23 protein-coding genes and 1 tRNA gene are annotated in these 25,169 nt (G+C 48.0%); 21 read left to right on the top strand and 3 right to left on the bottom strand.

The window, feature by feature from the left end:
* The first annotated feature begins 43 nt into the window (after positions 1–43).
* Positions 44–120 (top strand) — tRNA-Met (locus AC2204_RS19645).
* Between the two features lie 851 nt (positions 121–971).
* On the opposite strand, the gene queG is transcribed toward AC2204_RS19645, so the two are convergent.
* Entirely contained in the window at positions 972–2,105 is a 1,134-nt protein-coding gene (queG, locus tag AC2204_RS19640; protein ID WP_318927588.1) for a tRNA epoxyqueuosine(34) reductase QueG, read from the bottom strand.
* Between the two features lie 179 nt (positions 2,106–2,284).
* On the opposite strand from queG, the gene AC2204_RS19635 reads away from it, so the two are divergent.
* The 12 genes from AC2204_RS19635 to motX all read left to right on the top strand — a co-directional run bounded on the left by AC2204_RS19635 (position 2,285) and on the right by motX (position 15,649).
* Entirely contained in the window at positions 2,285–3,772 is a 1,488-nt protein-coding gene (locus tag AC2204_RS19635; RefSeq protein WP_318927587.1) for an NAD(P)H-hydrate dehydratase, read from the top strand.
* 8 nt (positions 3,773–3,780) lie between these two features.
* Complete coding sequence (tsaE, locus tag AC2204_RS19630) at positions 3,781–4,245, top strand: tRNA (adenosine(37)-N6)-threonylcarbamoyltransferase complex ATPase subunit type 1 TsaE (protein ID WP_318927586.1); 465 nt, start codon at positions 3,781–3,783, stop codon at positions 4,243–4,245.
* A 5-nt stretch (positions 4,246–4,250) separates the two neighbouring features.
* Positions 4,251–6,008, top strand: a complete 1,758-nt coding sequence (locus AC2204_RS19625) for an N-acetylmuramoyl-L-alanine amidase (protein ID WP_318927585.1) — start codon at positions 4,251–4,253, stop codon at positions 6,006–6,008.
* A gap of 2 nt (positions 6,009–6,010) precedes the next feature.
* Positions 6,011–8,200, top strand: a complete 2,190-nt coding sequence (mutL, locus tag AC2204_RS19620) for a DNA mismatch repair endonuclease MutL (RefSeq protein WP_318927584.1) — start codon at positions 6,011–6,013, stop codon at positions 8,198–8,200.
* Complete coding sequence (gene miaA, locus AC2204_RS19615; RefSeq protein WP_318927583.1) at positions 8,193–9,128, top strand: tRNA (adenosine(37)-N6)-dimethylallyltransferase MiaA; 936 nt, start codon at positions 8,193–8,195, stop codon at positions 9,126–9,128. The genes mutL and miaA overlap by 8 nt, the downstream gene beginning before the upstream one ends.
* Before the next feature lie 87 nt (positions 9,129–9,215).
* Entirely contained in the window at positions 9,216–9,485 is a 270-nt protein-coding gene (gene hfq, locus AC2204_RS19610) for an RNA chaperone Hfq (protein ID WP_318927582.1), read from the top strand.
* Between the two features lie 26 nt (positions 9,486–9,511).
* Positions 9,512–10,801, top strand: a complete 1,290-nt coding sequence (gene hflX, locus AC2204_RS19605) for a ribosome rescue GTPase HflX (RefSeq protein ID WP_318927581.1) — start codon at positions 9,512–9,514, stop codon at positions 10,799–10,801.
* A gap of 54 nt (positions 10,802–10,855) precedes the next feature.
* The gene (hflK, locus tag AC2204_RS19600; protein ID WP_318927580.1) at positions 10,856–12,013 is read left to right on the top strand and encodes an FtsH protease activity modulator HflK; all 1,158 of its coding nucleotides are present in this window, start codon (positions 10,856–10,858) and stop codon (positions 12,011–12,013) included.
* A 2-nt stretch (positions 12,014–12,015) separates the two neighbouring features.
* Positions 12,016–13,011, top strand: a complete 996-nt coding sequence (gene hflC / locus AC2204_RS19595; protein ID WP_318927579.1) for a protease modulator HflC — start codon at positions 12,016–12,018, stop codon at positions 13,009–13,011.
* A gap of 113 nt (positions 13,012–13,124) precedes the next feature.
* Entirely contained in the window at positions 13,125–13,319 is a 195-nt protein-coding gene (locus AC2204_RS19590) for a DUF2065 domain-containing protein (RefSeq protein WP_318927578.1), read from the top strand.
* A gap of 122 nt (positions 13,320–13,441) precedes the next feature.
* Positions 13,442–14,740, top strand: coding sequence for an adenylosuccinate synthase (locus AC2204_RS19585; protein WP_318927577.1), 1,299 nt, complete (start codon positions 13,442–13,444; stop codon positions 14,738–14,740).
* Between the two features lie 282 nt (positions 14,741–15,022).
* Positions 15,023–15,649 (top strand): flagellar protein MotX, encoded by a 627-nt coding sequence (gene motX / locus AC2204_RS19580; protein ID WP_318927576.1) that lies wholly within the window; start codon positions 15,023–15,025, stop codon positions 15,647–15,649.
* A 99-nt stretch (positions 15,650–15,748) separates the two neighbouring features.
* On the opposite strand, the gene hmpA is transcribed toward motX, so the two are convergent.
* Positions 15,749–16,933 carry an NO-inducible flavohemoprotein gene (hmpA, locus tag AC2204_RS19575; RefSeq protein ID WP_318927575.1) on the bottom strand — a complete coding sequence of 395 codons (1,185 nt, stop codon included), beginning with the start codon at positions 16,931–16,933 and terminating at the stop codon, positions 15,749–15,751.
* Between the two features lie 101 nt (positions 16,934–17,034).
* On the opposite strand from hmpA, the gene nsrR reads away from it, so the two are divergent.
* The 7 genes from nsrR (at position 17,035) to rplI (ending at position 22,682) form a co-directional block, all read left to right on the top strand.
* Entirely contained in the window at positions 17,035–17,469 is a 435-nt protein-coding gene (gene nsrR / locus AC2204_RS19570) for a nitric oxide-sensing transcriptional repressor NsrR (RefSeq protein ID WP_318927573.1), read from the top strand.
* Between the two features lie 134 nt (positions 17,470–17,603).
* On the top strand, positions 17,604–20,156 hold the full coding sequence (rnr, locus tag AC2204_RS19565) for a ribonuclease R (protein WP_318927571.1): 2,553 nt from the start codon (positions 17,604–17,606) through the stop codon (positions 20,154–20,156).
* Positions 20,156–20,896, top strand: a complete 741-nt coding sequence (gene rlmB, locus AC2204_RS19560) for a 23S rRNA (guanosine(2251)-2'-O)-methyltransferase RlmB (RefSeq protein WP_318927570.1) — start codon at positions 20,156–20,158, stop codon at positions 20,894–20,896. Before rnr ends, rlmB begins: the two co-directional genes overlap by 1 nt.
* A 320-nt stretch (positions 20,897–21,216) precedes the next feature.
* Complete coding sequence (rpsF, locus tag AC2204_RS19555; RefSeq protein WP_107285306.1) at positions 21,217–21,636, top strand: 30S ribosomal protein S6; 420 nt, start codon at positions 21,217–21,219, stop codon at positions 21,634–21,636.
* Positions 21,637–21,645: 9 nt separating this feature from the next.
* On the top strand, positions 21,646–21,960 hold the full coding sequence (gene priB, locus AC2204_RS19550; protein WP_318927568.1) for a primosomal replication protein N: 315 nt from the start codon (positions 21,646–21,648) through the stop codon (positions 21,958–21,960).
* Positions 21,961–21,963: 3 nt separating this feature from the next.
* Positions 21,964–22,191, top strand: coding sequence for a 30S ribosomal protein S18 (rpsR, locus tag AC2204_RS19545; protein ID WP_006233798.1), 228 nt, complete (start codon positions 21,964–21,966; stop codon positions 22,189–22,191).
* A gap of 38 nt (positions 22,192–22,229) precedes the next feature.
* The gene (gene rplI / locus AC2204_RS19540; protein WP_318927560.1) at positions 22,230–22,682 is read left to right on the top strand and encodes a 50S ribosomal protein L9; all 453 of its coding nucleotides are present in this window, start codon (positions 22,230–22,232) and stop codon (positions 22,680–22,682) included.
* A 77-nt stretch (positions 22,683–22,759) separates the two neighbouring features.
* Here the strand turns inward: rplI and AC2204_RS19535 are convergent, their stop codons facing one another.
* The gene (locus tag AC2204_RS19535) at positions 22,760–23,515 is read right to left on the bottom strand and encodes a DUF481 domain-containing protein (protein ID WP_318927559.1); all 756 of its coding nucleotides are present in this window, start codon (positions 23,513–23,515) and stop codon (positions 22,760–22,762) included.
* A gap of 239 nt (positions 23,516–23,754) precedes the next feature.
* Here AC2204_RS19535 and AC2204_RS19530 point away from each other — a divergent pair, with 239 nt between their 5' ends.
* Positions 23,755–25,152, top strand: a complete 1,398-nt coding sequence (locus AC2204_RS19530) for a replicative DNA helicase (RefSeq protein WP_318927557.1) — start codon at positions 23,755–23,757, stop codon at positions 25,150–25,152.
* Positions 25,153–25,169: the final 17 nt, after the last annotated feature.

Here is a 25,169-nt window from a genome sequence, read left to right as displayed (position 1 = left end):
GCAGTAGTTGTTACCGTACTCTAACGGTGAGATATAAATCGGACGCGGGATGGAGCAGTTTGGTAGCTCGTCGGGCTCATAACCCGAAGGTCGTTGGTTCAAATCCAGCTCCCGCAACCAATTTACTTGTTGAGAGACAAGCATGCGAGACTAGCACTGCTAGTTGAGCTGACCTACTACTGTGAAGTAATAGTCTCAATGCAGCATTCCTGGATTTATCGATTAACGACAATCTAGTGTGTTGCCTCAAAGTACCTTTATTACGTTGGTTTTAAAGGGTCATTTGAAGCAATCAGCTTCGATACATCATCTTAATGTTTATTCAGATAACCTCCCTTAGGGTGGGCTTTTTTGTCTTCTGAAAAAATCAATAAGATGCTCTGTAACGGCCTGGTGGCCTGAATACCAATGCTGTGAAGCATTGGCGTCATACTACGATGTAAGTGTTAGTCAGTTCGTTGTGATTGTCAGCCGGTAGCATTATTGCTACCAGCCAGTGACTGAATGCTTATGATCCGTACCTGCTCTCTTTTATCCAGATCTTGAAACAGCATGAAAGCTTGTGTTTTCAGGCTTTGTAGCCATGTGGCCAGTCAAAACCATGCTCTTAGTTCACAGAGTTATCCACATACTCTCCGTTGTGGGTAAGTCAGTTGATTACGTGTGCCAGTACGGTGTGAATAACTTTATATTTCACAAAATAATCAACTGATCTCACTTTATCCACAAAACTCCCCTAAGTCTTAAGTTGTTGCTTTTAATTTGTTTTATCGACTTATTCAGTTTTTATATACAGCTTGATCAATATGTGGTGTGGCTGGATAAATATCTTAATGCTGTTATCCACCACCTGTGTTTAATGTTTTGGGGCGAGGTATGAAATCCAATCACTGAAAATGTTTTCCACATTCATATAGAATACAGACTTAGCTCTCATTTTATATGCTTGATCACTGCCGTACACAGGAGGATCAGGCGTCGCGAGGAAGGCCTTTTTCTACAATGCGAATAAGCCTTTTTGTCTTAGATGGTAGTACATCAATAACAAGTTCGGCACGTTTTTCTTGTTGTTTTGTTATCGCCCAGCGGATGTGGATGTCTAGCAGTTCACTGAGCCCCGCACGTTTGTCTAAGGCATCAAGAAGCTCCGCATCATAAGGTGCATTGCCGATGGCAATCGCCAGGTTGCGCAACCATTGGATATGGCCGATACGGCGAATCGCCGAACCTTCAGTGTATTTCAGGAAAGATGGTTCATCCCATTGGAAAAGTGTCAGCAAATCCTGCTGATATAAGGTATCACGGCAGTGGTAATCCGTTTCTTCCGTCAGCTCAGAGAAACGATTGAACGGGCAAACCAGTTGGCAGTCATCACACCCGTAAATACGGTTACCGATTTTTTCTCGAAATTCTTCGGGAATGATCCCTGCAAATTCAATTGTCAGGTATGAAATACAACGCCTGGCGTCAATGACACCTTCTTCGACAATCGCGCCAGTCGGGCAGCTGGTGATGCAGGCGACACATTTACCACATTGATTTTCAACCGGGGTATCAACGGGGAGCGGCAGGTCGATCAGTAACTCGCCAAGGAAAAACCACGAACCGCTATTATCGTTGAGGTTCAGTGAATGCTTCCCCGTCCAGCCAAGTCCGGCTTTTTCCGCTAACGGGCGTTCCAGGATAGGTGCTGAATCGACAAAAGGGCGGTGGCCAAATTGACCGACTTCGGTTTCAATCAGCTGGCCTAAACGTTTTAAGCGGTTGCGAATAAGCTTGTGGTAATCACGGCCCAATGAATAGCGGCTAATGTAGGCTTTCAGCGGTTGCTTAAGGGTTTGGGCAAAACCCGCATCCGGTGGCAGATAGTTCATTCTGACACTGATCACCCTTACGGTACCTGGCAGTAGCTCAGCGGGCCGCGCACGCATCATGCCATGACGAGCCATCCAATCCATATCTCCATGATAGCCCGCGTCTAACCAGCGCTGTAATTGCGCTTCATGCTGCTTGAGATCGATATCGCAGATCCCAACCTGTTGGAACCCTAGCTCTTTTCCCCATTGTTTAATTTTCTGGGTGAGTGCGGTGTAATCAATGCTCATGGTGTCAATGGGAGGCCGTTAAATAATGGGGGCGAAGTGTACCACATAACCTGGCAGACAATAATCGCCGTCGTCGTCAGTGAAAAGGAAAAAAGCGTCGGAAGGTTTTTTCAATGTGTTATGTTTTGTCTGGGAGAAATTGTTTTCTGTTAGCAAGAACAACACAGTAAGGAATGAGTATGGTTATGCCATCGCTGCCTATTTCTTTATATCGGGCAGAGCAGGTTAGAGTCGGAGAAAGGGCTGCCGCACAGGCGATGCAGCTGGAGATGTATCAGCTGATGGAAAGGGCCGGTCATGCGGTGTTTTCTACATTGTTAGAACAGTATCCTGATGCGACTTCTGTGCTGGTCTGTTGCGGCAGTGGGAATAATGGGGGCGACGGCTATGTGGCAGCCCGACTTGCCAAAGAGCATGGCTTGAACGTTCAGCTATGGCATTTAGGGGACGCCTCTCAATTAACCGGTGATGCGGCAACAGCGCGCGATGCCTGGTTAGCTGCCGGTGGTGAGATAGGAGTACCGCATGCCGACGTCCCTGAGCAGGTTGAGGTGATCATCGACGCGCTATTGGGTACCGGGCTTAAGGGCTCAGTACGCTCTGATTGTGCAGTCTTGATTAAGGCAATCAATCGGGCAACTAGCCCTGTTATTGCCGTTGATGTACCTTCGGGTTTATACGCCGACACGGGGGCTTCTTCCGGCGAAGCTGTAGAGGCCGATATCACCGTTACTTTTATTGGTGTTAAACAAGGCTTGTGCACCGGCCTGGCGGCTCGTTATTGTGGTCAAATCCAGTTTGCAGGCTTAGAGGTGGCTGATGCCTTTCAGCAGATCACCGAACCTGCCAGTGTCAGAGTTGATGAAGGTCAGGTATTACGTCATCTACCGAGGCGTGCTCGTACGGCACATAAAGGGGATCATGGCCGGGTATTATGTGTCGGGGGCGACCTAGGTATGGCTGGTGCTATCCGTTTAGCGGCGGAAGCGAGTGCGCGCACGGGGGCTGGATTAACGGCTGTTATCACACAACCTGACAATGTCTTGTCAATTGTGACGGCCCGGCCAGAGATAATGGTGCAAGGCTGGCAGGAAAAAGCCCATGAGATCAGTCAGCGGCTGGATTGGGCTGATGTGGTGGTGATCGGGCCGGGGCTTGGACAGAGCGACTGGAGCCAGGCGCTGTTCTTTTATCTTAACGGTTGTGAAAAAAAGACGGTTATCGATGCTGATGGATTGAACTTATTAGCATTTTCACCAGACCATAAAAATAACCGTATAATTACCCCGCACCCGGGCGAAGCCGCCCGTTTGCTGAAGACGACCGTGAAAGAGGTAGAAGCGGATCGGTTCCGTGCGGTGCGGTCATTACAGCAAAAATATGGCGGAGTGGCGGTATTGAAAGGGGCGGGAACCCTGGTTTATGACGGACACCAGCTTTGGATTTGCTCTGAAGGTAACCCTGGAATGGCAACCGGCGGAATGGGCGATGTGCTGTCTGGCATTATCGGCGCCTTGTTAGGACAAGGCTTATCCTTACCTGATGCAGCCTGCGCGGGTGTTTGGATTCACAGTAAAGCGGCCGATTTGTGCGCCAGAGACGGAGAGCGTGGTATGCTGGCGGGTGATTTGTTTCCGTATATTCGACAATTAGTAAACCCAAGATAAAGATAATAATGCAAACATTTGAAACCATACTTGCCGACGAGCAAGCAACAGTAGATCTAGGCCTGCGACTTGCGACAGCCTGTAAGCGCCAGACTACAATTCATCTTCATGGTGATCTCGGTGCGGGAAAAACCACGTTTAGCCGTGGTTTTATCCGTGCGTTAGGGCATCAGGGGAATGTTAAAAGCCCAACTTATACATTGGTTGAACCCTATGAATTGCCACCCTGGCATGTGTATCACTTTGATCTGTACCGTTTGGCAGATCCGGAAGAATTAGAATTTATGGGGATCCGTGATTATTTCACTGACGATGCGATCTGCTTGGTGGAATGGCCGGAAAAGGGGGAAGGTTTGCTGCCTGCGCCGGATCTGGTATTAGAAATGCGCTATCACGGTGAACAGCGTAAGGTTACGATAATCGCCAATAATGATTATGGTATGGCGTTGATCAAAAGTTTGGAGTTGTGTTGATCAAAATGTCTACGCGGGCTTTTTTTAATATTCTTTTATTAGGGGTAGGGCTATTTAGTTCTGTGGCCATTGCCAATGAGCTGAAAGGGGTTCGTGTCTGGCCGGCGCCAGACGAAACCCGAGTTGTTTTAGATCTAAAAGATAAGGCAACGTACAGTTATTTTACGCTGACCAAACCTGATCGCTTAGTTGTGGACTTAAAACAAACAACACTTAAGACCCAGCTTCCGATTGGGGTGAGTCACAGTGACGTATTGAAGAAAATCCGCAGTAGCAGTGCGCCTGAAAAAGGCTCCTTTCGGTTGGTGTTTGAAACTAAAGCGAAAACCAGCCCTAAGATATTTAGCCTGGCGCCGTCACCTGACGGGCATCACAGCCACCGTTTGGTGTTAGATTTACCGCATAGTAACAACATTGGGCAGAGCAAAAAAACGCAGCCTGAAGGAAAAGTAACCACTAACCAACAAGCCCAGTTACCGTCTGGGCGTGACGATATCATTATCGCAATAGATGCCGGACATGGCGGGGAAGATCCCGGCTCTATCGGGCCGGCTAAAAAGTACGAAAAAAATGTCACGTTGGCAGTAGCGAAAAAAGTGGCGGCAAAAATTGATGCGACACCAGGGCTGAAAGCGGTGATGACCCGCCATAGTGATTACTTTGTAAATCTTAATAAACGCTCTGACATTGCCCGCCGGAATAAAGCGCATCTGCTTGTTTCTATTCATGCGGATGGTTTCCATAAACCGCAGCCGCGAGGAGCATCGGTCTGGGTGTTGAATACCCGCCGCGCCAATAGCGAAATTGGTCGCTGGCTGGAGCAACACGAAAAGCAATCTGAATTATTGGGTGGCGGAGATGTCTTGTCGGGTGACAACAACGATCAATACCTCAGTATGGCAGTGCTCGATCTGCAATTCAGCCATTCCCAGAAAGAAGGCTATGAGGTGGCATCGAAAGTGCTGAAAGAGATCAGTAAAGTCACCACGCTGCACAAAAGCAAACCCGAGCATGCCAGCTTGGCCGTTTTAAAATCACCGGATATTCCGTCATTACTGGTGGAAACCGGGTTTATCACTAACCCTACAGAAGAGCGGTTGCTGAATTCACGGTCCCATCAAAACAAGTTAGCCGGTGCTATCTATAAAGGCATTCTGGCCTACTTTGACAGTAACCCGCCGGAAGGGACGCTGTTTGCCGCCAGGAAAAATGGCATTAAGCATAAAGTCACACCTGGCCAGTCGCTGAGTATCATTGCCAAGAAATACGGTACGTCGATATCAGCCATTAAATCAGCCAACAGTTTAACATCGAGTTCGCTGAAAATTGGACAGGTTCTGGTTGTTCCGAGCGCTGCGCCTGTTGCTCTTACTCATCGGGCGGTTACAAACAAGGCTGCTGCCAACACGATCATCTCGGCGTCAAAACCGAAGGCATCAGCCTCAAATGCAACTGTCACTCAAACCCTGGTGCATAAGGTACAGCGCAGTGAATTTCTGGGTAAAATTGCCGCACGCTATGGCGTGACGATTGCCAGTATCCGAAAAGTGAATAAGTTACGTTCAGATGATCTGGCCGTCGGGCAAAAGCTAAAAATTGAGGTGAGGGTGCCAGCAGCCAAGCAACATACCGTTAAGCGCGGTGAGTTTCTTGGTAAGATTGCCGCGCATTATGGGGTGAGTGTTGATAGCATCCGAACTATGAATAAGCTAAGCTCAGATACATTGGCCGTAGGCCAGACTTTAACCATACCCAGAAGTTAATTATGCCGATTCAGATTTTACCCGCTCGGCTGGCTAACCAGATTGCTGCCGGTGAAGTAGTTGAACGGCCTGCCTCTGTTGTCAAAGAGCTGGTCGAAAATAGCCTGGATGCCGGAGCTACCCGAATTGATATCGATATCGATAAAGGGGGCAGCCGCACGATCCGTATTCGTGATAACGGTAAAGGCATCGTAAAAGAAGAGCTCGGTCTGGCGCTTAGCCGTCATGCCACGTCCAAAATATCGTCGTTGGATGATTTAGAGGCGATTGTCAGTCTGGGATTTCGCGGCGAAGCGCTGGCAAGTGTCAGTTCCGTCTCCCGTCTGACCCTGACATCGCGTACTGAAGGGCAGGAGGAAGCCTGGTCGGCTTATGCTGAAGGGCGGGATATGGACGTGCAGCTTAAGCCTGCGGCACACCCTGTCGGTACCACGGTTGAAGTGCTCGATTTATTCTTTAATACCCCGGCCCGCCGTAAATTCCTTCGAACTGAAAAGACGGAATTTAACCACATTGATGAACTGTTAAAGCGAATAGCACTTAGTCGGTTCGATGTCTCGATCACCCTGCGTCATAACAGCAAAATCATTCGCCAGTATCGCAGTTCACAAACTCAGATCCAGAAAGAGCGCCGTCTTGCATCGGCTTGCGGGCAGGGCTTTTTGCAGCATGCATTGGCGGTTGAGCTTGAACATGGTGATTTGAAATTGTCGGGCTGGATTTGTAGCCCGCAAGGTGCTCGGGTGCAAAATGACATTCAATATTGTTATGTCAATGGCCGTATGATGAAAGATAAACTGATCAATCATGCGATCCGTCAGGCCTACGAGTCCAGCCTTGCGCCCGCTCAATATGCCGCTTATGTCCTGTTTATTGAAGTCGACCCGCATCAGGTCGATGTCAATGTGCACCCGGCTAAACATGAGGTACGTTTTCATCAGGCCCGTCTGGTTCACGATTTCATCTATCAGGGCATTCAGAGCGCATTGCAGCAAAGCGCCGTTGATGACGAACAGATCTACAGCGCCCCGCAGCGAGCCAGTGCGATTGCTGCTCCTTATGCAGAACCGGCCATAACATCAGCAGAAAGCACGGCACATCATATTGCAGAGCCGCGGCCTGTGATGAAGGCGATAGCACGTACGCCTGATTATCCGAACAAAGCACAGCCTGCGGAATGGCTACGTCCACAGACACCGCGTGTCGAGGAAGAAAGACCAGCCCCTGACCATGCCTGCCAAGAGGGTGAAGTGCAGGAGGGGGATAATGATCGTCACGCAGGCCCAAGCGGCGCCAGTTCCCATAATCTCAAGAGTGGCAGAGATTCCGATTACCCGGCAATTGATTCACGTCGCCCTTCTTCATCCGATGGGGCGAATCGTGCTCAGCGGCAGTTCGGTAGTGACAGTCCATCCAGACAGGAAGTGGCCGTTTATCAGCGTTTAATGCAAACGGCGTCGGAATCTTCCCGCTCAGCGGCTGGTTCGGTCGAGAATCCGTCTCATCGGTATGAGCCGTCTGGTCGTGCCATTAAGACAGATAACAGCCATGCCCCACCATCTCGGCAAGACAATAAGCCCATTCAACCAACACGACAAAATGTGATTGATACCAAGCCTGGGGGGGGATTAGGTAAAGCCCTTGGTCTGGTTAGCGATCGTTTTTTGTTACTTAGCCGAAATGCCGGTATTTATGTGCTGTCACTCGATTATGCTCAGGGGTTACGTCACAAGGGGCAATTACGTCGGGCTGCCACTGAAGGCTTAAAGCCGCAGCCACTACTGATCCCGCATTCCGTTCCGGTCGAGCCTGAGCTGATAGCATGTGCAGAGCTGCATGCTCAGCTACTAAAGCAGCTGGGGATCACTTTAAAGGCCAAAGGCAAGACGGGATTGATCATTTTGTCGGTTTGTATGCCGTTAAGGCAGCAAAACTTACAACAGCTTATTCCAAATTTGTTAACCTATCTGGTATCAGTCGCCGACGATCCTGACGCTCAGGGCTGGAGTAAGTTACTGGATTGGCTGTCATTGCAATGTACGGTGCCAGCGGATGCCTTTAGTTTGTCTCAGGCGATCCAATTAGTGACAGAAGTCGAGCAACTATGGGCCGACGATCTTGAACAGTATTATCAATATTTGTTGCGTCCCGTAGATGTTTGCGCAGCAATAGAAGCATTTGAATATGAGTAAGTCATTACCTCAGGCCATTTTTTTAATGGGGCCAACAGCATCGGGAAAAACAGATCTTGCTATCCGTTTGCGTGAACAGTTACCGGTAGAGTTGATTAGTGTCGATTCCGCCCTTATCTATAAAGGGATGGACATCGGTACGGCAAAGCCAGATGCTCGGGAATTAGCATTAGCTCCCCATCGTCTTCTCGATATTCGTGATCCAGCGCAAAGTTATTCAGCTGCAGACTTTCGTGCTGATGCACTGAAAGAAATGGCTGATATAGTTGCAGCTGGGCGCATCCCCTTGTTAGTTGGTGGTACTATGTTGTACTACAAAGCCTTACTTGAAGGTTTGTCGCCCTTACCAGCCGCGGATCGTGAAATCCGTGCTGAAATAGAGCAAGAAGCACAAGAGAAAGGCTGGCAAGGTTTACATGAGGAATTAGTGCGGATTGATCCGGTTTCCGGGGCTCGTATCCATCCTAATGATCCACAGCGATTATCTCGTGCGTTGGAAGTTTTTCGCATTTCGGGTCAAACTTTAACCGAATTGACGAAAGTTCAGGGTGAATCATTGCCGTACAAGGTCCACCAATTTGCAATAGCACCCAAGGATAGGGCTGTTCTACATCAAAGAATTGAGCAACGTTTCGAGAAAATGATCGATGCCGGTTTTGAACAGGAAGTGCGTATTTTATACGAGCGGGGTGATTTACACCCCGATCTTCCATCAATCCGTTGTGTCGGTTATCGACAGATGTGGGACTACTTGGACGGGAAGTGTGATTTAGATGAAGCGGTTTTCCGTGGTATCTGTGCAACCCGTCAATTGGCGAAGCGTCAAATTACCTGGTTACGTAGCTGGAAAGATTTGACGTGGTTAGATAGCAGTAACGGGGATACAGCGTTACAAACAGTCACAAACTCAGTTAGTTGTGATGTTTGAATAAAGTGTATACTCTGAACTGTTTTGCGTATTTTTAGTTTTTGTTCGTTGCTAAATACAACTACAAACAAATAAGGAAAAGAAATAATGGCTAAGGGGCAATCTCTGCAAGACCCGTTTTTGAATGCGCTGCGTCGTGAAAGAATTCCGGTCTCTATTTACCTGGTGAACGGCATTAAACTTCAAGGTCAGATTGAATCCTTTGATCAGTTCGTGATCTTACTTAAAAACACCGTCAACCAGATGGTTTATAAGCATGCTATTTCTACAGTTGTTCCTGCTCGCCCGGTGAATCATCATCATGCGAGTGATCGTCCGGCTGGAGCTGAGCGTACCCAAGAACAAACCGAAGAATAAGATTCTTCAATTAAGGAGTTGATTGCTTGTTTGACCGTTATGAAGCTGGTGAGCAGGCGATTCTTGTTCATATCAACTTCACGCAAGAAGGGGAATGGGAAGATCTCAGCGAATGTGAAATGCTGGTTTCCTCTGCGGGAGTCAATATGCTACGTGTCGTGACAGGTAGCCGTAAGACTCCCCACCCTAAGTATTACGTGGGCGAAGGTAAAGCACAGGAAATTGCCGATGCGGTTCGGGCCGAAGGGGCCGAGATCGTAATATTTAACCATTCTCTTTCTCCAGCGCAAGAGCGTAACCTGGAGCATTTGTGCAAGTGTCGGGTAGTAGACCGAACGGGCTTAATTCTCGATATCTTTGCTCAGCGAGCGCGTACCCACGAAGGTAAGCTTCAGGTTGAGCTTGCTCAGTTACGTCATCTTTCCACTCGATTGGTCCGTGGCTGGACTCACCTTGAGCGTCAAAAAGGTGGTATCGGCCTGCGAGGTCCGGGTGAAACTCAGCTGGAAACGGATCGGCGTTTATTGCGTGATCGCATTAAAACTATTTTGCGAAGGTTAGAGAAGGTTTCGAAGCAGCGGGATCAGGGACGTCGAGCGAGAAATCGCGCCGATATTCCGACAATCTCACTGGTCGGTTATACCAATGCCGGCAAGTCGACGCTGTTTAACCGTATTACCGATGCTGGAGTGTATGCCGCTGATCAGCTGTTTGCGACCTTGGATCCTACATTGCGTAAGATTAATGTAGCCGATGTCGGAACATCTATTCTGGCTGATACCGTCGGGTTTATTCGTCACCTGCCTCATGATTTGGTCGCGGCATTTAAAGCAACACTGAAAGAGACCCAGGAAGCGAACTTATTGCTTCATGTGGTTGATGCCAGTGATGAGCGCTACCGTGAAAATATTGATGCAGTGGATACAGTGCTGGAAGAGATCGAGGCCAATGAAATACCGACTCTGATTGTGATGAATAAAATCGACAATCTGGATGGGTGTGAGCCTCGTATTGAACGTGACGATGAGGGAATGCCGGTACGAGTTTGGGTGTCGGCAATCGAAGGGGAAGGCATTGACCTGCTGTTCGAAGCCTTAACGGCACGTTTGTCTGGTACTATGGTGAAGCACACCTTGCGTTTACCGCCGCCATTGATTGGCCGGTATCGCAGTATGTTTTATCAGCTCGGTTGTATTTTGTGTGAAGAATATGAATCAGATGGCTGTTTAATTATTGATATTCGTTTACCGTTGGCAGACTGGTCACGATTACAAAAAAGAGAAAGTACTTCATTAGATGACTTTATCGTTGCTTAATGGACTGCTACAGTAATAAAAACTGTCGTCATATCATATTGATGGAGTTCTATAATGGCGTGGAATGAGCCTGGAAACAACGGCGGCCGTGATAAAGACCCTTGGGGTAGTAATAATCGCGGCGGACGTGAACAAGGACCGCCAGATCTCGATGAGGTTTTTTCAAAACTGAGTCGTAAATTTGGTGGTATTTTTGGTAATAAAAAAGGCCCTTCAACCGGTGGCAGTGCTGTTGGTTTAGGGGTGATTGCAGTGCTGGCTGCTGCAGTTTGGGGTTTTTCTGGTTTCTATACCATCGGCGAAGCTGAACGAGGCGTGGTATTACGCTTCGGTAAGTTTTACGAGATGGTGGGGCCGGGTCTGAACTGGAAGCCGACTTTTATCGATGAGGTTGAACCCGTAAACGTTCAGGCGATTCGTTCACTGCGTAGCTCTGGTCTAATGCTGACCAAAGATGAAAACGTATTGAAAGTTGAGATGGATGTTCAGTACCGTGTTTCTGATGCAAAAAACTATCTGTTTAGCGTAACGAATGCTGACGATAGCCTGCGTCAGGCAACGGATTCTGCCCTGCGTGCGGTTATCGGTGATTCGAAGATGGATGAAGCCTTAACCACAGGCCGTCAGACAATTCGTGCCAATACCCAGCAAGCGATCGACAAGATCATCCAGAATTACAATATGGGTATCTTGGTCGTTGACGTTAACTTCCAGTCGGCGCGTCCGCCAGAGGCTGTTAAAGATGCCTTTGATGACGCCATTGCTGCGCGAGAAGATGAAGAGCGTTTTGTCCGTGAATCAGAAGCGTACAGCAATGATATTTTGCCTAAGGCAACCGGTCGTGCTGAACGTCTGAAGAAAGAAGCGCAAGGTTATTTAGAAAAAACCGTCAACGGTGCATTGGGTGAAGTTTCTCAGTTTGAGAAGTTGCTTCCTCAGTACCTTGCTGCGCAAGACGTTACGCGTAATCGTTTGTACATTGAAACGATGGAGCGTGTTTACAGCAACACCAGCAAGGTGATGGTTGATTCTAAATCAAGTGGTAATCTGCTTTATTTACCGCTGGATAAGCTGATTAATCAATCAACACAGGCAAAACCGAAAACGGGTACATCAAGCAGCTCTTATGGTATTGAACTTGAAAAAGCTGAAACCCAAAATCCTGTATCGGCGCCAACGCGTACTGATACCGGTCGTCAAGGGAGATATTAATCATGCGTAAATTAATGATCCCAGTGGTTGTCATCTTTATTGCTTTGCTGCTGATGTCAGTCTTTGTGGTGCGTGAAGGTGAACGCGGTATTGTGGTCCGTTTCGGTCGTATTCTGAAAGATGCGAATACTGAAGTAGTCCATATATATAAGCCGGGCTTGCATTTTAAAGTACCGCTGTTTGACCGTGTAAGAACGCTGGATGCTCGTATTCAGACCATGGATGATCAGGCAGACCGTTTTGTAACAGCAGAGAAAAAAGATGTCATCATCGATACTTACGTTAAGTGGCGTATCAGTGATTATGGTCAGTACTACCTAACGACGGGTGGTGGTGATAAGTTGACTGCTGAAGCACTCTTGAAACGTAAAGTGGTTGATAACCTGCGGGCTGAAATTGGTTCGAAAGAAATCAAGCAAATCGTTTCAGGACCAGAGCGTAAAGTTGCTGTTGAAGATACAGAAGCACCAGCAGCGGCAGAAGCGGTGGTCAATGAGATTGTGGCTGAAGTTGCACCTCGTAAAGAAGTAGAAGGTCAGCGTGATCAAATTATGGCTGATGTTCTTGCTGAAATTAAAGTCAGTGCAATGAAAGATTTGGGTGTTGAAGTTGTTGATTTTCGTATGAAAAAAATCAACCTGCCTGATGAAATCAGTGAGTCTATCTACCGTCGTATGCGTGCCGAGCGGGAATCGGTTGCTCGTAAGCACCGCTCGCAAGGTCGAGAAAAAGCCGAAGTTATTCGCGCCCAGTCTGAACTGGAAGTGGCGAAAATACTGGCTGAAGCCGACCGAGAAGCGCGTGTTGTACGTGGTACTGCAGATGCGCAAGTCGCGAAAATTTACGCTGATGCGTTCAACCAGGATCCGGAGTTCTATAGCTTTTTACGTTCATTAAAAGCGTATGAAAATAGCTTTAACTCGAAAAACGATATTCTCGTTGTCGATCCTAGCAGTGACTTCTTCCGGTATATGAAAGAAGCCAGTGGCGTAAAATAAGCCTGCTGAATTGAAAATCGAAAGGCAAGGCCAGAAGGCCTTGTCTTTTTTTTTGTCAGTGGGAAATAATGAATGGATGCAGTATTACTCAATTTGATATGACGGGAATTAGCATGAATAAAGCAGTTTGGATGGCCATCGGCCTTGTGCTGGTGGTTGAAGGGTTAGGTCCGTTATTGGCACCTCGCGGCTGGCGTGAAATGGTCAGTCAGCTAAGTCAGCAGAATGACAACGCTTTGCGCCGAATCGGCGGTTGTCTGGTTGTGGCCGGCAGTATTATTGCCTACATGATGTACTATAGTATGTAAATCGCCCTAGCTGAGTATCGTGATACTCTTCTTTCAGAATAATTTCGTATGGTCAAAAAATGACTGCAAGCGGTTCTGTAAGGTGCTAGAATCCTTTTTTAACTACTGATAGACGAAGAAAGATGGCAAATAATGTAGTCGTTCTTGGCACCCAATGGGGTGACGAAGGCAAGGGTAAGATCGTTGATCTGCTGACCGAAGATGCAAAATACGTAGTGCGCTACCAGGGTGGCCACAATGCAGGTCACACCCTTGTCATTGACGGTGAAAAAACTGTCCTTCACCTGATCCCATCAGGTATCCTGCGTGACAACGTTAAATGCATCATCGGTAACGGTGTTGTACTTTCTCCAGATGCACTGATGAAAGAAATGGGCCCGCTAGAAGAACGTGGTATCCCTGTTCGTGAGCGCCTGTTCCTGTCAGAAGCTTGTCCGCTAATTCTTCCGTATCATATCGCTCTTGACCAAGCGCGTGAAATCGCTCGTGGTAAAAAAGCCATTGGTACTACGGGTCGTGGTATCGGTCCTGCCTACGAAGATAAAGTTGCTCGTCGCGGTCTGCGTGTTGGCGATCTATTCGATAAAGAAACATTTGCTGAGAAGCTGAAAGAAGTTATGGCTTACCATAACTTCCAGATTGAGCATTACTACAATGCTGAACCAGTAAGCTACGAAGAAGTTCTGGAAAATATCATGGCACAGGCTGATATTCTGACTTCTATGGTTATCGACGTAACTCAAGAACTGGATGACGCGCGCAAGCGTGGCGATAAGATCATGTTCGAAGGGGCGCAAGGTACGCTGCTGGATATCGACCACGGTACATATCCGTATGTAACGTCTTCAAATACGACTGCTGGTGGTGTTGCTTCGGGTTCAGGTTTTGGTCCTCGTCACCTGGGTTATATCCTGGGTATCGCGAAAGCCTACTGTACTCGCGTTGGTGCGGGTCCATTCCCAACAGAACTTGATGATGCTGTCGGTGAACACCTTGGCGTTAAAGGTAACGAGTTTGGTGCAACGACTGGCCGTAAGCGCCGTTGTGGCTGGTTCGATGCGGTTGCAATGCGCCGTGCAGTGCAGATCAACTCAATCTCTGGTTTCTGCCTAACTAAGCTAGACGTTATGGATGGCCTGAAAGAGATCAAAATCTGTACTGGCTATAAAATGGCTGACGGTACTGTGCTTGAAGTATCACCAATGGCGGCTGACGCTTACGAGAACATTGAGCTGATTTACGAAACTATGCCTGGTTGGTCTGAGAGTACATTTGGTGCGAAGTCTTTGGATGCGCTTCCACAAACGGCATTAGACTATATCGCTCGTATCGAAGAGCTTACGGGTGTGCCAATCGACATCGTTTCGACGGGTCCTGACCGTAATGAAACTATTATCAAGGTTCACCCATACGGTGAATAATTGCCGCTGTATGGTGAGTCATCGCCCTCTACTGTGAGTCAGTGATAAAAAAAGCCAACCGTTCGGTTGGCTTTTTTATTGCTGCTGTTTAAGTGTTTTTTAACTCATTGCTTTCTAAGTTATTCAATATGACCGACCTCAAACTGATGCAAAAAATATTGTGTCAAATCCTCTTTGTCGTGATGGAGCTCTGCGGCAAATAATTGCCGTTTTTTGTTAAATGCCCTAAAGTCTGGAACGTCTTAGCCGATATGCTATCTACGGTTTAATAGAGATGAGTTCATGGATCTGCGTACCTTACTGCTTTCAACATTGCTGGTTGTAACTCCTGCCTATGCATTGGAAAGTGTCGGTGAGGCCGTGCCGGTGTATTCCGATTCAGAGCTGATCAAGCTATTTGAGACCAATACCCACTTGCAACAAGTGAAGGCTGATGATTGTCAGTTAGTTCAGGATATTGAAGCGCGTGCACGCCGAGTAGAGTCACCCTCTTATCAATTCCTCTATGGGGACATGCTGGCATGGGGGATCTGTGTTGAGCGTGATGTCGAGCTGGGAGTTTATTACATGCAGTCGGCAGCTCATCAGGGATCGCCCGCGGCGCTAGAGCAGCTTGGCCGTTATTACGCCAAGGGTACGCTGGTCCAGCAAGATCAGGAGCGTGCGGTTCCCTACTTGCGTGAAGCGGCCTCGATGGGAAATGTCGATGCACGAATTCAGCTAGCGGAACTGCTATTGAGCAACTACGGCAGCCCGCTTGATTTTGAAGAAGCCTATCGCTGGTTATACAACACCGTGACACCCAGTAAAAACACCCATAGTAAAATTACTCGCTTGCGGGTGGGCCTTGAACGGCGGATGCCAGCGAATGTGATAGCGCGTGCGAAACGCCGGGATACATTCTGGTAGTGATCTTGGTACGATCACTTTCCCCCTTTTGTTTTCCGACGTATAAAAAAGCGCAACCTATTGGGTTACGCTTGGAATCTCCAGATACTTCTGTGTTTGTCAGAGTACTTTATGCGGGCCGAAGCATTCGTAGTGAATACGATCTTCAGTAATCCCCATTTCGATCAACTGATTGGCAACGTGCTGCATGAAACCGATAGGGCCACAGAAGTAAAAATGCATTGCCGGTACGGTCAGTTGAGTCTGTTGTTTCGTTAAGTCAATCAAACCTTCATAATTGAAATCTTCTGCTTGGCGATCCGCGGCAAGTGGTCGGCTATACCAAATAGCTGTGTTGATGTGTTCATACTGTTTTGCCAGCGTCTTTACGTGATCTTTAAATCCGTGTTGCTCGCCGTTTTCTGCGGCATGTAACCAGTGTACCGTGGCTTGGTGCTCAGTTAAAAATTCGAGCATTGATAGGGTCGGTGTTAATCCAACGCCTGCAGAAATGAGAGTCACAGGCGTGGTTGGTTCAACATCGAGAAAGAAATCTCCTGCAGGGGCTGCAAGTTGTACTGTATCTCCTACCTCTAAATGGCGGTGAAGATAACTGGATACGCGGCCTTGTTCTTCATATTTAACAGAGATGCGGTAACTATTATTATTAGGTGCTGATGACAGGCTGTATTGACGGATCTCTTGATTCTCGAATTCTTCCGGGTTTAGGTAAATACCGAGATACTGGCCGGGCTTAAAGGTCGCAACTGAGCGGCCATCGACAGGCTTAAACGTAAAGCTAGTGATAACACTGCTTTCTTGGTTTTTTCCGACGACTTCGAATTCACGAGTACCACGCCAGCCGCCATTTTTAGTTTCATTCTCTTGATAAATGGCTTCTTCACGGGTAATGAAAACATCGGCGAGCACACCATATGCGGCTCCCCAAGCATCTAAAACGTCTTGCCCTGGTGAGAATAGTTCATCAATGGTTGCCAATAAGTGCCTGCCCACAATTTGGTATTGCTCGGCAGTGATCATGAAACTTGTGTGCTTATGAGCGATTTTTTCGACGGCCGGTAAAAGTGCTGAGAGATTATCGATATTGTTCGCATACGCGCAAATGGCGTTAAACAAGGCTTCACGCTGATCCCCATTACGCTGGTTACTCATGTTAAAAATATCTTTGAGTTCAGGGTTATGGCTGAACATGCGCTCATAGAAGTGTGCAGTCAGTGCCGGTCCGGTTTCGGCTAATAATGGTGCAGTTGCTTTTATAGTGTTAATTGTTTGTTGATTGAGCATGACTTTCTCTTAAGTTGTATTTATTATATATCTTATAAGATCTATCTGATCTGTATCTTTTAGTCAAGAACAAGATTAAAATAGCGGCAGGAGGAGTTATTGTGCAGTTAACTAGTTTTACCGATTATGGCCTGCGTGCCTTGATATACCTTGCCACCTTACCTGAAGGCGAATTAGCCAGTATCAGTAAAGTCACTGACGTTTATAGTGTGTCGCGTAACCATATGGTTAAGATCATCAATAAACTAGGTCAGTTGGGTTACGTTGAAACGGTACGGGGTAAAAACGGTGGTATCCGTTTAGGTATGCCTGCCGATAGAATAATTTTAGGTGATGTTGTGCGTGCTATAGAGCCGCTTCAGATTATTGATTGCAGCGAAAGCTTTTGTCATATTACGCCTGCCTGTCGTTTGAAAGGTATTTTAAGCGCGGCAAGAAGTGCGTTCTTGACTGAGTTAGACCAGCATACATTAACGAGCTTGATTGAGGATAATCAGCCGTTGCGTGTGTTGCTTGACAGTCCGGTAACGGAATAATCCGTAAAGCCAATAACCTCCAGCCTAATTAGTGGAGCAGAGAACGTTATTCTTTGCTCCCATCTGTTCACCAATGGCCGGAATCTATTTAATTGATATAATTAATGGATATTCCTGCCAACATGGATCTGTTTATGTCCAAAGGTACTACCGATTTACCGGTCGATCCTTTCCGCGATCGCGAAGCATCAAATTACGAAAACCCTATTCCAAGCCGCGAGCTTCTGCTGGAAGTCATCCGAGGCTTTACTGCCCCGGTTAGCCGTGATCAGTTATTTGCTGAGTTACAGCTAAAAGGGGACGATCAATATGAAGGCTTGCGTCGTCGCCTGCGTGCGATGGAGCGTGACGGCCAGCTCGTTTTTACTCGTCGCCAGTGTTATGCCCTGCCAGAACGTCTTGATTTGATCAAAGGCCATGTTATTGGCCATCGTGATGGCTTTGGCTTTGTTCGCCCTGAAGGCGTGGGAACAAAAGAAGATTTAATGTTACCGCACCACCAGATGCGTGGTGTGATCCATGGTGACTATATTCTTGCGCAAGTTGCCGGGGTCGATAAGCGCGGCCGTCGTGAAGGCCGTGTGGTACGTGTTTTACAAGAAAATACCGCACCGATTGTCGGTCGCTTCTTTATCGAAGAGGGCATGGGGTTTGTCGTCCCGGATGACTCTCGTATCGCCCAGGATATTGTTATTCCAAACGAGCAGCGCATGGGCGCACGGATGGGCAATGTGGTGGTGGTTGAAATTAACCAGCGCGCCACCCGCCAGTACAATGCTGTGGGGAAAGTGGTCGAAGTGCTGGGTGAAAACATGGCACCGGGCATGGAAATCGAAATTGCGCTGCGTACTCATAACATTCCGAATGAGTGGCCTGTCGAAGTCGAAGGCCAGATCAAAGGCTTAGCTGAAGACGTGCCGGAAGAGGCGAAGCAGGGACGTGTCGATTTGCGTGACCTGCCATTGGTGACTATCGATGGTGAAGATGCCCGTGACTTTGATGATGCAGTTTATTGTGAACGCAACACATCCGGTGGCTGGCGTTTATGGGTCGCAATCGCAGATGTAAGCCACTATGTACGCCCTGATTCAGCACTAGATAAAGAGGCAGTCAAGCGTGGTAACTCGGTGTATTTCCCTTCTCAGGTGATCCCGATGTTGCCGGAGGTCCTGTCGAACGGCTTATGTTCACTGAACCCCCAGGTTGATCGCTTGTGTATGGTGTGTGAAATGACCATTTCTGATGAGGGTGAGCTTTCGGGTTACACACATTATGAAGCGGTCATGAATTCCCATGCCCGTTTGACTTATACCAAAGTCAGCAAGATGCTCGATGGCGATGAAGAGCTGCGTGAACGATATCAGCCTCTGGTACCGCATCTGCAAGAACTGTATGCGATGTACAAGGTGCTTAAAAAGTCACGCGATCAGCGCGGTGCCATTGAATTTGAAACCATCGAAACTAAGTTTATCTTTAACGCCGACCGTAAAATCGAGCGTATTGAGCCTGCAGAGCGTAACGATGCCCATAAGATCATTGAAGAATGTATGATTATGGCCAATGTTGCTTCTGCCCGTTTTGTCGAGAAGATGAAAGAACCCGCGTTATACCGTGTCCATGATGTACCGGGCGAAGAACGCTTAACGGGTTTCCGCGATTTCTTGGGCGAGCTGGGGCTGAATTTGAGTGGCGGTCTTGAACCGTCGCCACGTGACTATGCCGATTTAGCACACGCTATCCATAATCGTCCGGATAAAGAGCTGATCCAGACAATGCTCTTGCGTTCGATGAAGCAAGCTCTCTATCAGGCTGACAACGGCGGTCACTTTGGCTTGGCGCTGAAGCAGTATGCGCACTTTACTTCGCCAATTCGTCGTTATCCTGATCTGACGTTGCACCGTGCGCTGAAGTATTTAATTGCCAAACGGGAAGGCAAAAACACGGATCGCTCGACACCGACTGGCGGCTATCACTACTCGCATGACGATATTGATGCCATCGGCGATCAATGCTCAATGACGGAACGCCGTGCCGATGATGCCACCCGGGATGTGGCAGACTGGCTAAAATGCGAATACATGCAAGATCATGTCGGTGATGAATTTGAAGGGGTGATTGCCAATGTTACTGGCTTTGGTTTCTTCGTTCGTCTTAAAGAACTGAATATTGATGGCTTAGTGCATATTTCCAACTTAGCCAATGATTACTATCAGTTCGATGCGATTGGCCAGCGTTTGATCGGTGACAGCTCGGGTCAGATCTATCGTTTAGGCGATACGGTGCATGTGAAAGTGGCATCGATTAACCTCAATGATCGCCAAATCGATTTTGATATTGTCGGCAGTGATCGTAAACCGCGTGGTGCGGGTAAAACCGACAAGCAGCGTGAGAAGCAGCAACGGATGCGTAAGGCGGAAGGTGTGCGCACATCGAGCCATAATAAGAAAGTCTTCCGCGTTGAAGAAGGTGAAGCCAAGGCCGAACACCGTGCTAAGTCGAAGAAAGTCCGGTCGTCTGTTCGTCAGAAGCTGAAAGCAGGAGCGGTACCGAAGCTTGAGGGCGATAAAGCGTCAGCGGCTGATGGTGCCGATGGCAAGGCTAAGAAACCGAGAAAGAAATCGTCTAAGGCACGCAAGACTAAGTCGCGTGCAGGCAAAAAAGAACGGGCAGAAAAGAAGACTAAGTAATGAGTAATGAAATGATTTTCGGCATTCACGCCGTGAAAGCCGTGTTAGCGTCAGATCCTGCGCGCTTTATTGAAGTTTTCGTGCTGAAAGGACGCCAAGACGATCGCTTAATGCCTTTGCTGATGGAATTGCAAACCTTGGGTATTACTATCCAGGAAGCAGGCCGGAAAGCGTTGGATGATAAATCCTGTGGGGCTTCTCATCAGGGTATCATTGCACGGGTGAAGCCGGGCAAGCAGTATAATGAAAATGATCTGGATACCCTTTTAGCGGGTAAGGAAAATCCACTTCTGCTGGTCCTGGACGGGGTAACCGATCCGCATAATTTGGGTGCCTGCCTGCGTAATGCTGATGCCGCTGGTGCAGTGGCCGTGATTGTGCCGAAAGACCGCTCTGCACAGTTGAGTGCAACAGCCAGTAAAGTGGCCTGTGGTGCCGCAGAAGTGGTGCCGTTGGTACGCGTGACTAACCTGGCCCGGACTTTACGTGCACTGCAAGAGCAGGGAATTTGGGTGGTGGGTACTGCTGGTGAAGCGACCCATGATGTTTATCATAGCAAGCTGACCGGTCCGCTGGCGATTGTGATGGGGGCTGAAGGTGAAGGTATGCGTCGGCTGACTCGCGAAACCTGTGATGATCTGATCAAAATTCCGATGGCAGGTTCAGTATCGAGTCTGAACGTATCGGTCGCAACGGGCATTTGTTTGTTTGAAGCGGTACGTCAGCGTCAGGACGTTTAACCGCGGAGACTTAAGCCGGTCCTAGGTCCTGGAAAGAGCAGAAGCGGAGTTTACATGGCGCTTCTGCTTTTTTATGGTTGGCTGGGGCTTCATTTTGCCTGTCTATCCTGCCTGCTGGACCCGGCCGGCAAAAGTCTCCAGCTTACCTGCCTCGCGACTCGAACCACATAACTTCCCGTTGAACCATAAAAACCCCTTGCGTCGATTGGCCATTCTCTGTACTATTCAGCGTCCAAATTCTCGGTTCTTTTTTTAGTTCCTTGCTTCCTCTGGATAACCGAGCCAACTCAGGAAGCTGATTAATCCGTAAGGAGCAACCAATGCGTCATTACGAAATCGTATTCATGGTGCACCCTGATCAAAGCGAGCAGGTTGCAGGCATGATCGAACGTTACACTGGTTCAATCAAAGATTCTGGTGGCCAGATTCACCGTCTAGAAGATTGGGGTCGCCGTCAAATGGCTTACCCAATCAACAAACTGCACAAAGCACACTATGTTCTTATGAACGTTGAAGCTGAGCAGGCTGTAATTGACGAGCTTGAGTCTACTTTCCGTTTCAACGACGCTGTGATCCGTAACATGATCATGCGCACGAAAAACGCTGTTACTGAGCCATCTCCAATGATGAAGGCTAAAGAAGAGCGTTTCACTAAACGTGACGACCGCGAAGAGCGTTCAGATCGTTCAGAGCGTTCAGAAGCTCCAGCGGAAGCTGAAGGTGAAGCTGCAGCTGAGTAATTTGTAACCATGACCAATCGTCTGGAGTTATCTGGCGTTATTGCCAAAGACCCCAAACGGAGCCAATCCCCGGCAGGCGTGCCTCATTGTCACTTTGTGCTTGAGCATCGTTCTTACCAGCGGGAAGCTGGCTTACCTCGACAGGTGTATTGTTACATCAACGTCGTTGTCAGTGGTAAAGGTCAACAAATGCTCACTCAAGATTTAGCTGTTGGCAGTCATATTAAGGTAGCGGGATTTATCTCATACCAAACCGGCCGAAATGGTATCGGTAAATTAGTGTTACATGCCGACCACATTGAAATATTTTGTTCAGGAGATTAGCCCATGGCACGTTTCTTCCGTCGTCGTAAATTCTGCCGTTTCACTGCAGAAGACGTACAAGAGATTGACTACAAAGACGTAGTTACTCTAAAAAACTACATTACTGAAGCTGGTAAAATTGTACCTAGCCGTATCACTGGTACTCGCGCTAAATACCAGCGTCAGCTAGCTCGCGCTATCAAGCGTTCTCGTTACCTAGCACTTCTACCGTATACAGATAAGCATCTGTAAGCCGTAGTAGTTTTTAGACTTATATAGAGGACAAGATAATGCAAGTTATTCTACTTGATAAAATCGGTAACCTTGGTGGCCTAGGCGATCAGGTAAACGTTAAGTCTGGTTACGCTCGTAACTTCCTTATCCCACAGGGTAAGGCTGTTATGGCAACTAAATCTAACGTAGAAATGTTCGAAGTTCGTCGTGCAGAACTAGAAGCTAAAGTTGCTGAGCAACTGACTGCTGCACAAGCACGTGCTGAGAAATTAAACGCTCTGGAAGCAGTAGTTATCGCTTCTAAAGCTGGTGACGAAGGTAAGCTATTCGGTTCTATCGGTACTCGCGACATCGCTGACGCTATTACAGCGGCAGGTGTTGAAGTAGTGAAGAGCGAAGTTCGCCTACCTGAAGGTGCACTACGTACTACTGGCGAATTCGAAGTTAGCATTCAGCTACACTCTGAAGTATTCGCAACTGTTAACCTAAACATCGTTGCTGCAGAGTAATAGCGTTTAGCGTTAATAGAAAAAACCAGCCTTCGGGCTGGTTTTTTTATGCCTGTAATCTAGGGGGCTGTTCGGTATTAGATCTTAAACAGCAAATTGATCGTCATGGTGGAATCGCGTTTTTCCAGTCCCTCTGGCACCCAGCTGTTAAATTTCTGGGTATTACTGAATTTGATCGCGATATGTTCAGTGATCGAGCTGGTCAGGTTTATTTCACTTTCCAGCGTGCTGTTACTATTGCCGGCAATGCCGGTGAAGCGTGCATTCAATTCGACGTTTTTGGCTGGCTTCCAGGTGAATTTCGTACTGCCCCTGATGATCGGTTCATCGACCGTTTCCGGTACGACGATATCGTCATCGTCAATTTCATCAATGTTTGGTTCCTGATGGCGGTAACCCGGGCCGGCTTCCACTTCGAGTAAAAAAGTTTCACGTCGCAATAACTGGTAACCCAAACCGGTTGAGAGGGTAAAATCGGTAAAGTATGGGCCGTATTTATCATCAACATAATTGGCGTTGCCTAAGATGTAGGCCCGTTCATTGATTTTCATATCGCTTTGCAGCTCTAACTCACCTTTGCGTTTATCTTCTTCGCCATCCTTATCAACCAGCAGGTATTTTGCCTCGCCCTGATAACGATATTGATTCTTGACATAAGTCAGCCCCAGACGGCTGTTCAGTGATTGTGAGTCAGAGTTGCCAGATAGAGACTGATAACCCAGTTCGACTTCAGTCGATAAAGGTGAGGGAGGGAGGTTTGGTGCATCGTCCTCTTCATCAGCATAGGCGGCGGTATTGGCAAGCAGTAGCAGGGCGAATAAATATCTTGCCAAGAGTTTTCCTTTTGTTCGTGACATAGCTGATGGTTAATAGTTCGATATATTTTTGGCCCCGCAGTTTACCTTAATAATGTCAGCGTTTGGTCAGGGATCGCTGAGGCGTACGTCTTGCAGCCAGAAAAGCGTCATAATAATCACCTGAGTGAAGCCCCATCTTTTTATTTATCGATAAGTAGATGTGGCATGAATAAGGTATACTAGTCGGCTTAGTTTCCGGCAATCACGCAATTCCTATGGCAGATAAAAGCAAACCGAGTAAACCCAGAGATACCCAGATGGAAGCCATCAAAATGCCTCCGCATTCATTGGAGGCCGAGCAGTCCGTGCTTGGTGGCTTGATGCTGGATAATGAAAAGTGGGACACAGTCGCAGGTAAAGTCGTTGCGAAAGACTTTTACAGCCGCCCCCACCGCATTATTTTTGAAGCGACGTCGTTTTTACTCGATGGTGGCCAGCCGCTCGATCTGATCACCTTATCTGAGCATCTGGAACGCGCCGATAAGCTTGAAGGTGTCGGGGGATTTGCTTATCTGGCAGAGCTTGCGAAAAATACACCATCAGCGGCAAACATTTCCGCTTATGCAGAGATTGTGCGTGAGCGTGCTCTGATCCGCGAGATGATTGGCGTTGCCAATGAAATTGCTGATGCGGGGTATGATCCGCAAGGGCGAACCAGTGAAGATCTGCTCGATATGGCAGAGAGTAAGGTTTTCGCCATCGCTGAGCAGCGTTCTGATGAAAACGAAGGCCCGCAGAATGTAGATACCATTCTGGAAAAAACCTTAGAAAGAATTGAGCTCCTGTATCAATCGCCGCAAGACGGGGTAACCGGGGTTTCAACCGGCTTCAGTGATCTGAATAAGAAAACCGCGGGTCTGCAAGGCTCTGATTTGATCATCGTCGCGGCCCGTCCATCAATGGGTAAAACTACCTTTGCGATGAACTTATGCGAAAATGCGGCAATGGATCAGGAAAAACCGGTCCTTATCTTCTCGCTGGAGATGCCCGCCGAACAGATCATGATGCGTATGCTGGCGTCGCTCTCGCGGGTCGATCAGACTAAAATCCGTACCGGCCAGCTGGATGATGAAGACTGGGCACGTATTTCGTCAACGATGGGTATTCTGATGCAGAAGAAGAATATGTTCATTGATGACAGCTCCGGCCTGACGCCGACCGATGTCCGTTCCCGTGCCCGCCGCATCGCCCGTGATAACGGTGGCCTGAGTATGATCATGATCGATTACCTTCAGCTGATGCGAGTACCCGGACTGCAGGATAACCGTACTCTGGAAATTTCGGAGATCTCCCGCTCGCTTAAAGCGCTGGCCAAGGAACTGAATGTGCCGGTGGTGGCGCTTTCTCAGCTTAACCGTTCCTTGGAGCAACGTGCTGATAAACGCCCTATCAACTCAGATTTGCGTGAATCGGGTGCGATCGAGCAGGATGCTGACTTGATCATGTTCATTTACCGGGACGAAGTGTATAACGAAGAAAGTGCCCTGAAAGGGATTGCCGAAATCATTATTGGTAAGCAGCGTAATGGCCCTATCGGCTCGGTACGCCTGACTTTCCAAGGCCAGTTCTCGCGTTTTGACAACTACGCAGGCCCAGCATTCGACGAAGAGTGATTTTAAGCATAATAACG

It is taken from the genome of Photobacterium sp. (assembly GCF_057456235.1).
The sequence above is the reverse complement of the archived record's forward strand: the minus strand, read 5'-3'. Positions and strand labels throughout refer to the sequence as shown.

Bases quoted from the DNA above. Each gene is read 5' to 3' on its own strand.
- queG (WP_318927588.1), bottom strand. From the start codon at position 2,105: ATGAGCATTGATTACACCGCACTCACCCAGAAAATTAAACAATGGGGA.
- AC2204_RS19635 (WP_318927587.1), top strand. From the start codon at position 2,285: ATGGTTATGCCATCGCTGCCTATTTCTTTATATCGGGCAGAGCAGGTT.
- tsaE (WP_318927586.1), top strand. From the start codon at position 3,781: ATGCAAACATTTGAAACCATACTTGCCGACGAGCAAGCAACAGTAGAT.
- AC2204_RS19625 (WP_318927585.1), top strand. From the start codon at position 4,251: ATGTCTACGCGGGCTTTTTTTAATATTCTTTTATTAGGGGTAGGGCTA.
- mutL (WP_318927584.1), top strand. From the start codon at position 6,011: ATGCCGATTCAGATTTTACCCGCTCGGCTGGCTAACCAGATTGCTGCC.
- miaA (WP_318927583.1), top strand. From the start codon at position 8,193: ATGAGTAAGTCATTACCTCAGGCCATTTTTTTAATGGGGCCAACAGCA.
- hfq (WP_318927582.1), top strand. From the start codon at position 9,216: ATGGCTAAGGGGCAATCTCTGCAAGACCCGTTTTTGAATGCGCTGCGT.
- hflK (WP_318927580.1), top strand. From the start codon at position 10,856: ATGGCGTGGAATGAGCCTGGAAACAACGGCGGCCGTGATAAAGACCCT.
- hflC (WP_318927579.1), top strand. From the start codon at position 12,016: ATGCGTAAATTAATGATCCCAGTGGTTGTCATCTTTATTGCTTTGCTG.
- AC2204_RS19590 (WP_318927578.1), top strand. From the start codon at position 13,125: ATGAATAAAGCAGTTTGGATGGCCATCGGCCTTGTGCTGGTGGTTGAA.
- AC2204_RS19585 (WP_318927577.1), top strand. From the start codon at position 13,442: ATGGCAAATAATGTAGTCGTTCTTGGCACCCAATGGGGTGACGAAGGC.
- motX (WP_318927576.1), top strand. From the start codon at position 15,023: ATGGATCTGCGTACCTTACTGCTTTCAACATTGCTGGTTGTAACTCCT.
- hmpA (WP_318927575.1), bottom strand. From the start codon at position 16,933: ATGCTCAATCAACAAACAATTAACACTATAAAAGCAACTGCACCATTA.
- rnr (WP_318927571.1), top strand. From the start codon at position 17,604: ATGTCCAAAGGTACTACCGATTTACCGGTCGATCCTTTCCGCGATCGC.
- rlmB (WP_318927570.1), top strand. From the start codon at position 20,156: ATGAGTAATGAAATGATTTTCGGCATTCACGCCGTGAAAGCCGTGTTA.
- rpsF (WP_107285306.1), top strand. From the start codon at position 21,217: ATGCGTCATTACGAAATCGTATTCATGGTGCACCCTGATCAAAGCGAG.
- priB (WP_318927568.1), top strand. From the start codon at position 21,646: ATGACCAATCGTCTGGAGTTATCTGGCGTTATTGCCAAAGACCCCAAA.
- rpsR (WP_006233798.1), top strand. From the start codon at position 21,964: ATGGCACGTTTCTTCCGTCGTCGTAAATTCTGCCGTTTCACTGCAGAA.
- rplI (WP_318927560.1), top strand. From the start codon at position 22,230: ATGCAAGTTATTCTACTTGATAAAATCGGTAACCTTGGTGGCCTAGGC.
- AC2204_RS19530 (WP_318927557.1), top strand. From the start codon at position 23,755: ATGGCAGATAAAAGCAAACCGAGTAAACCCAGAGATACCCAGATGGAA.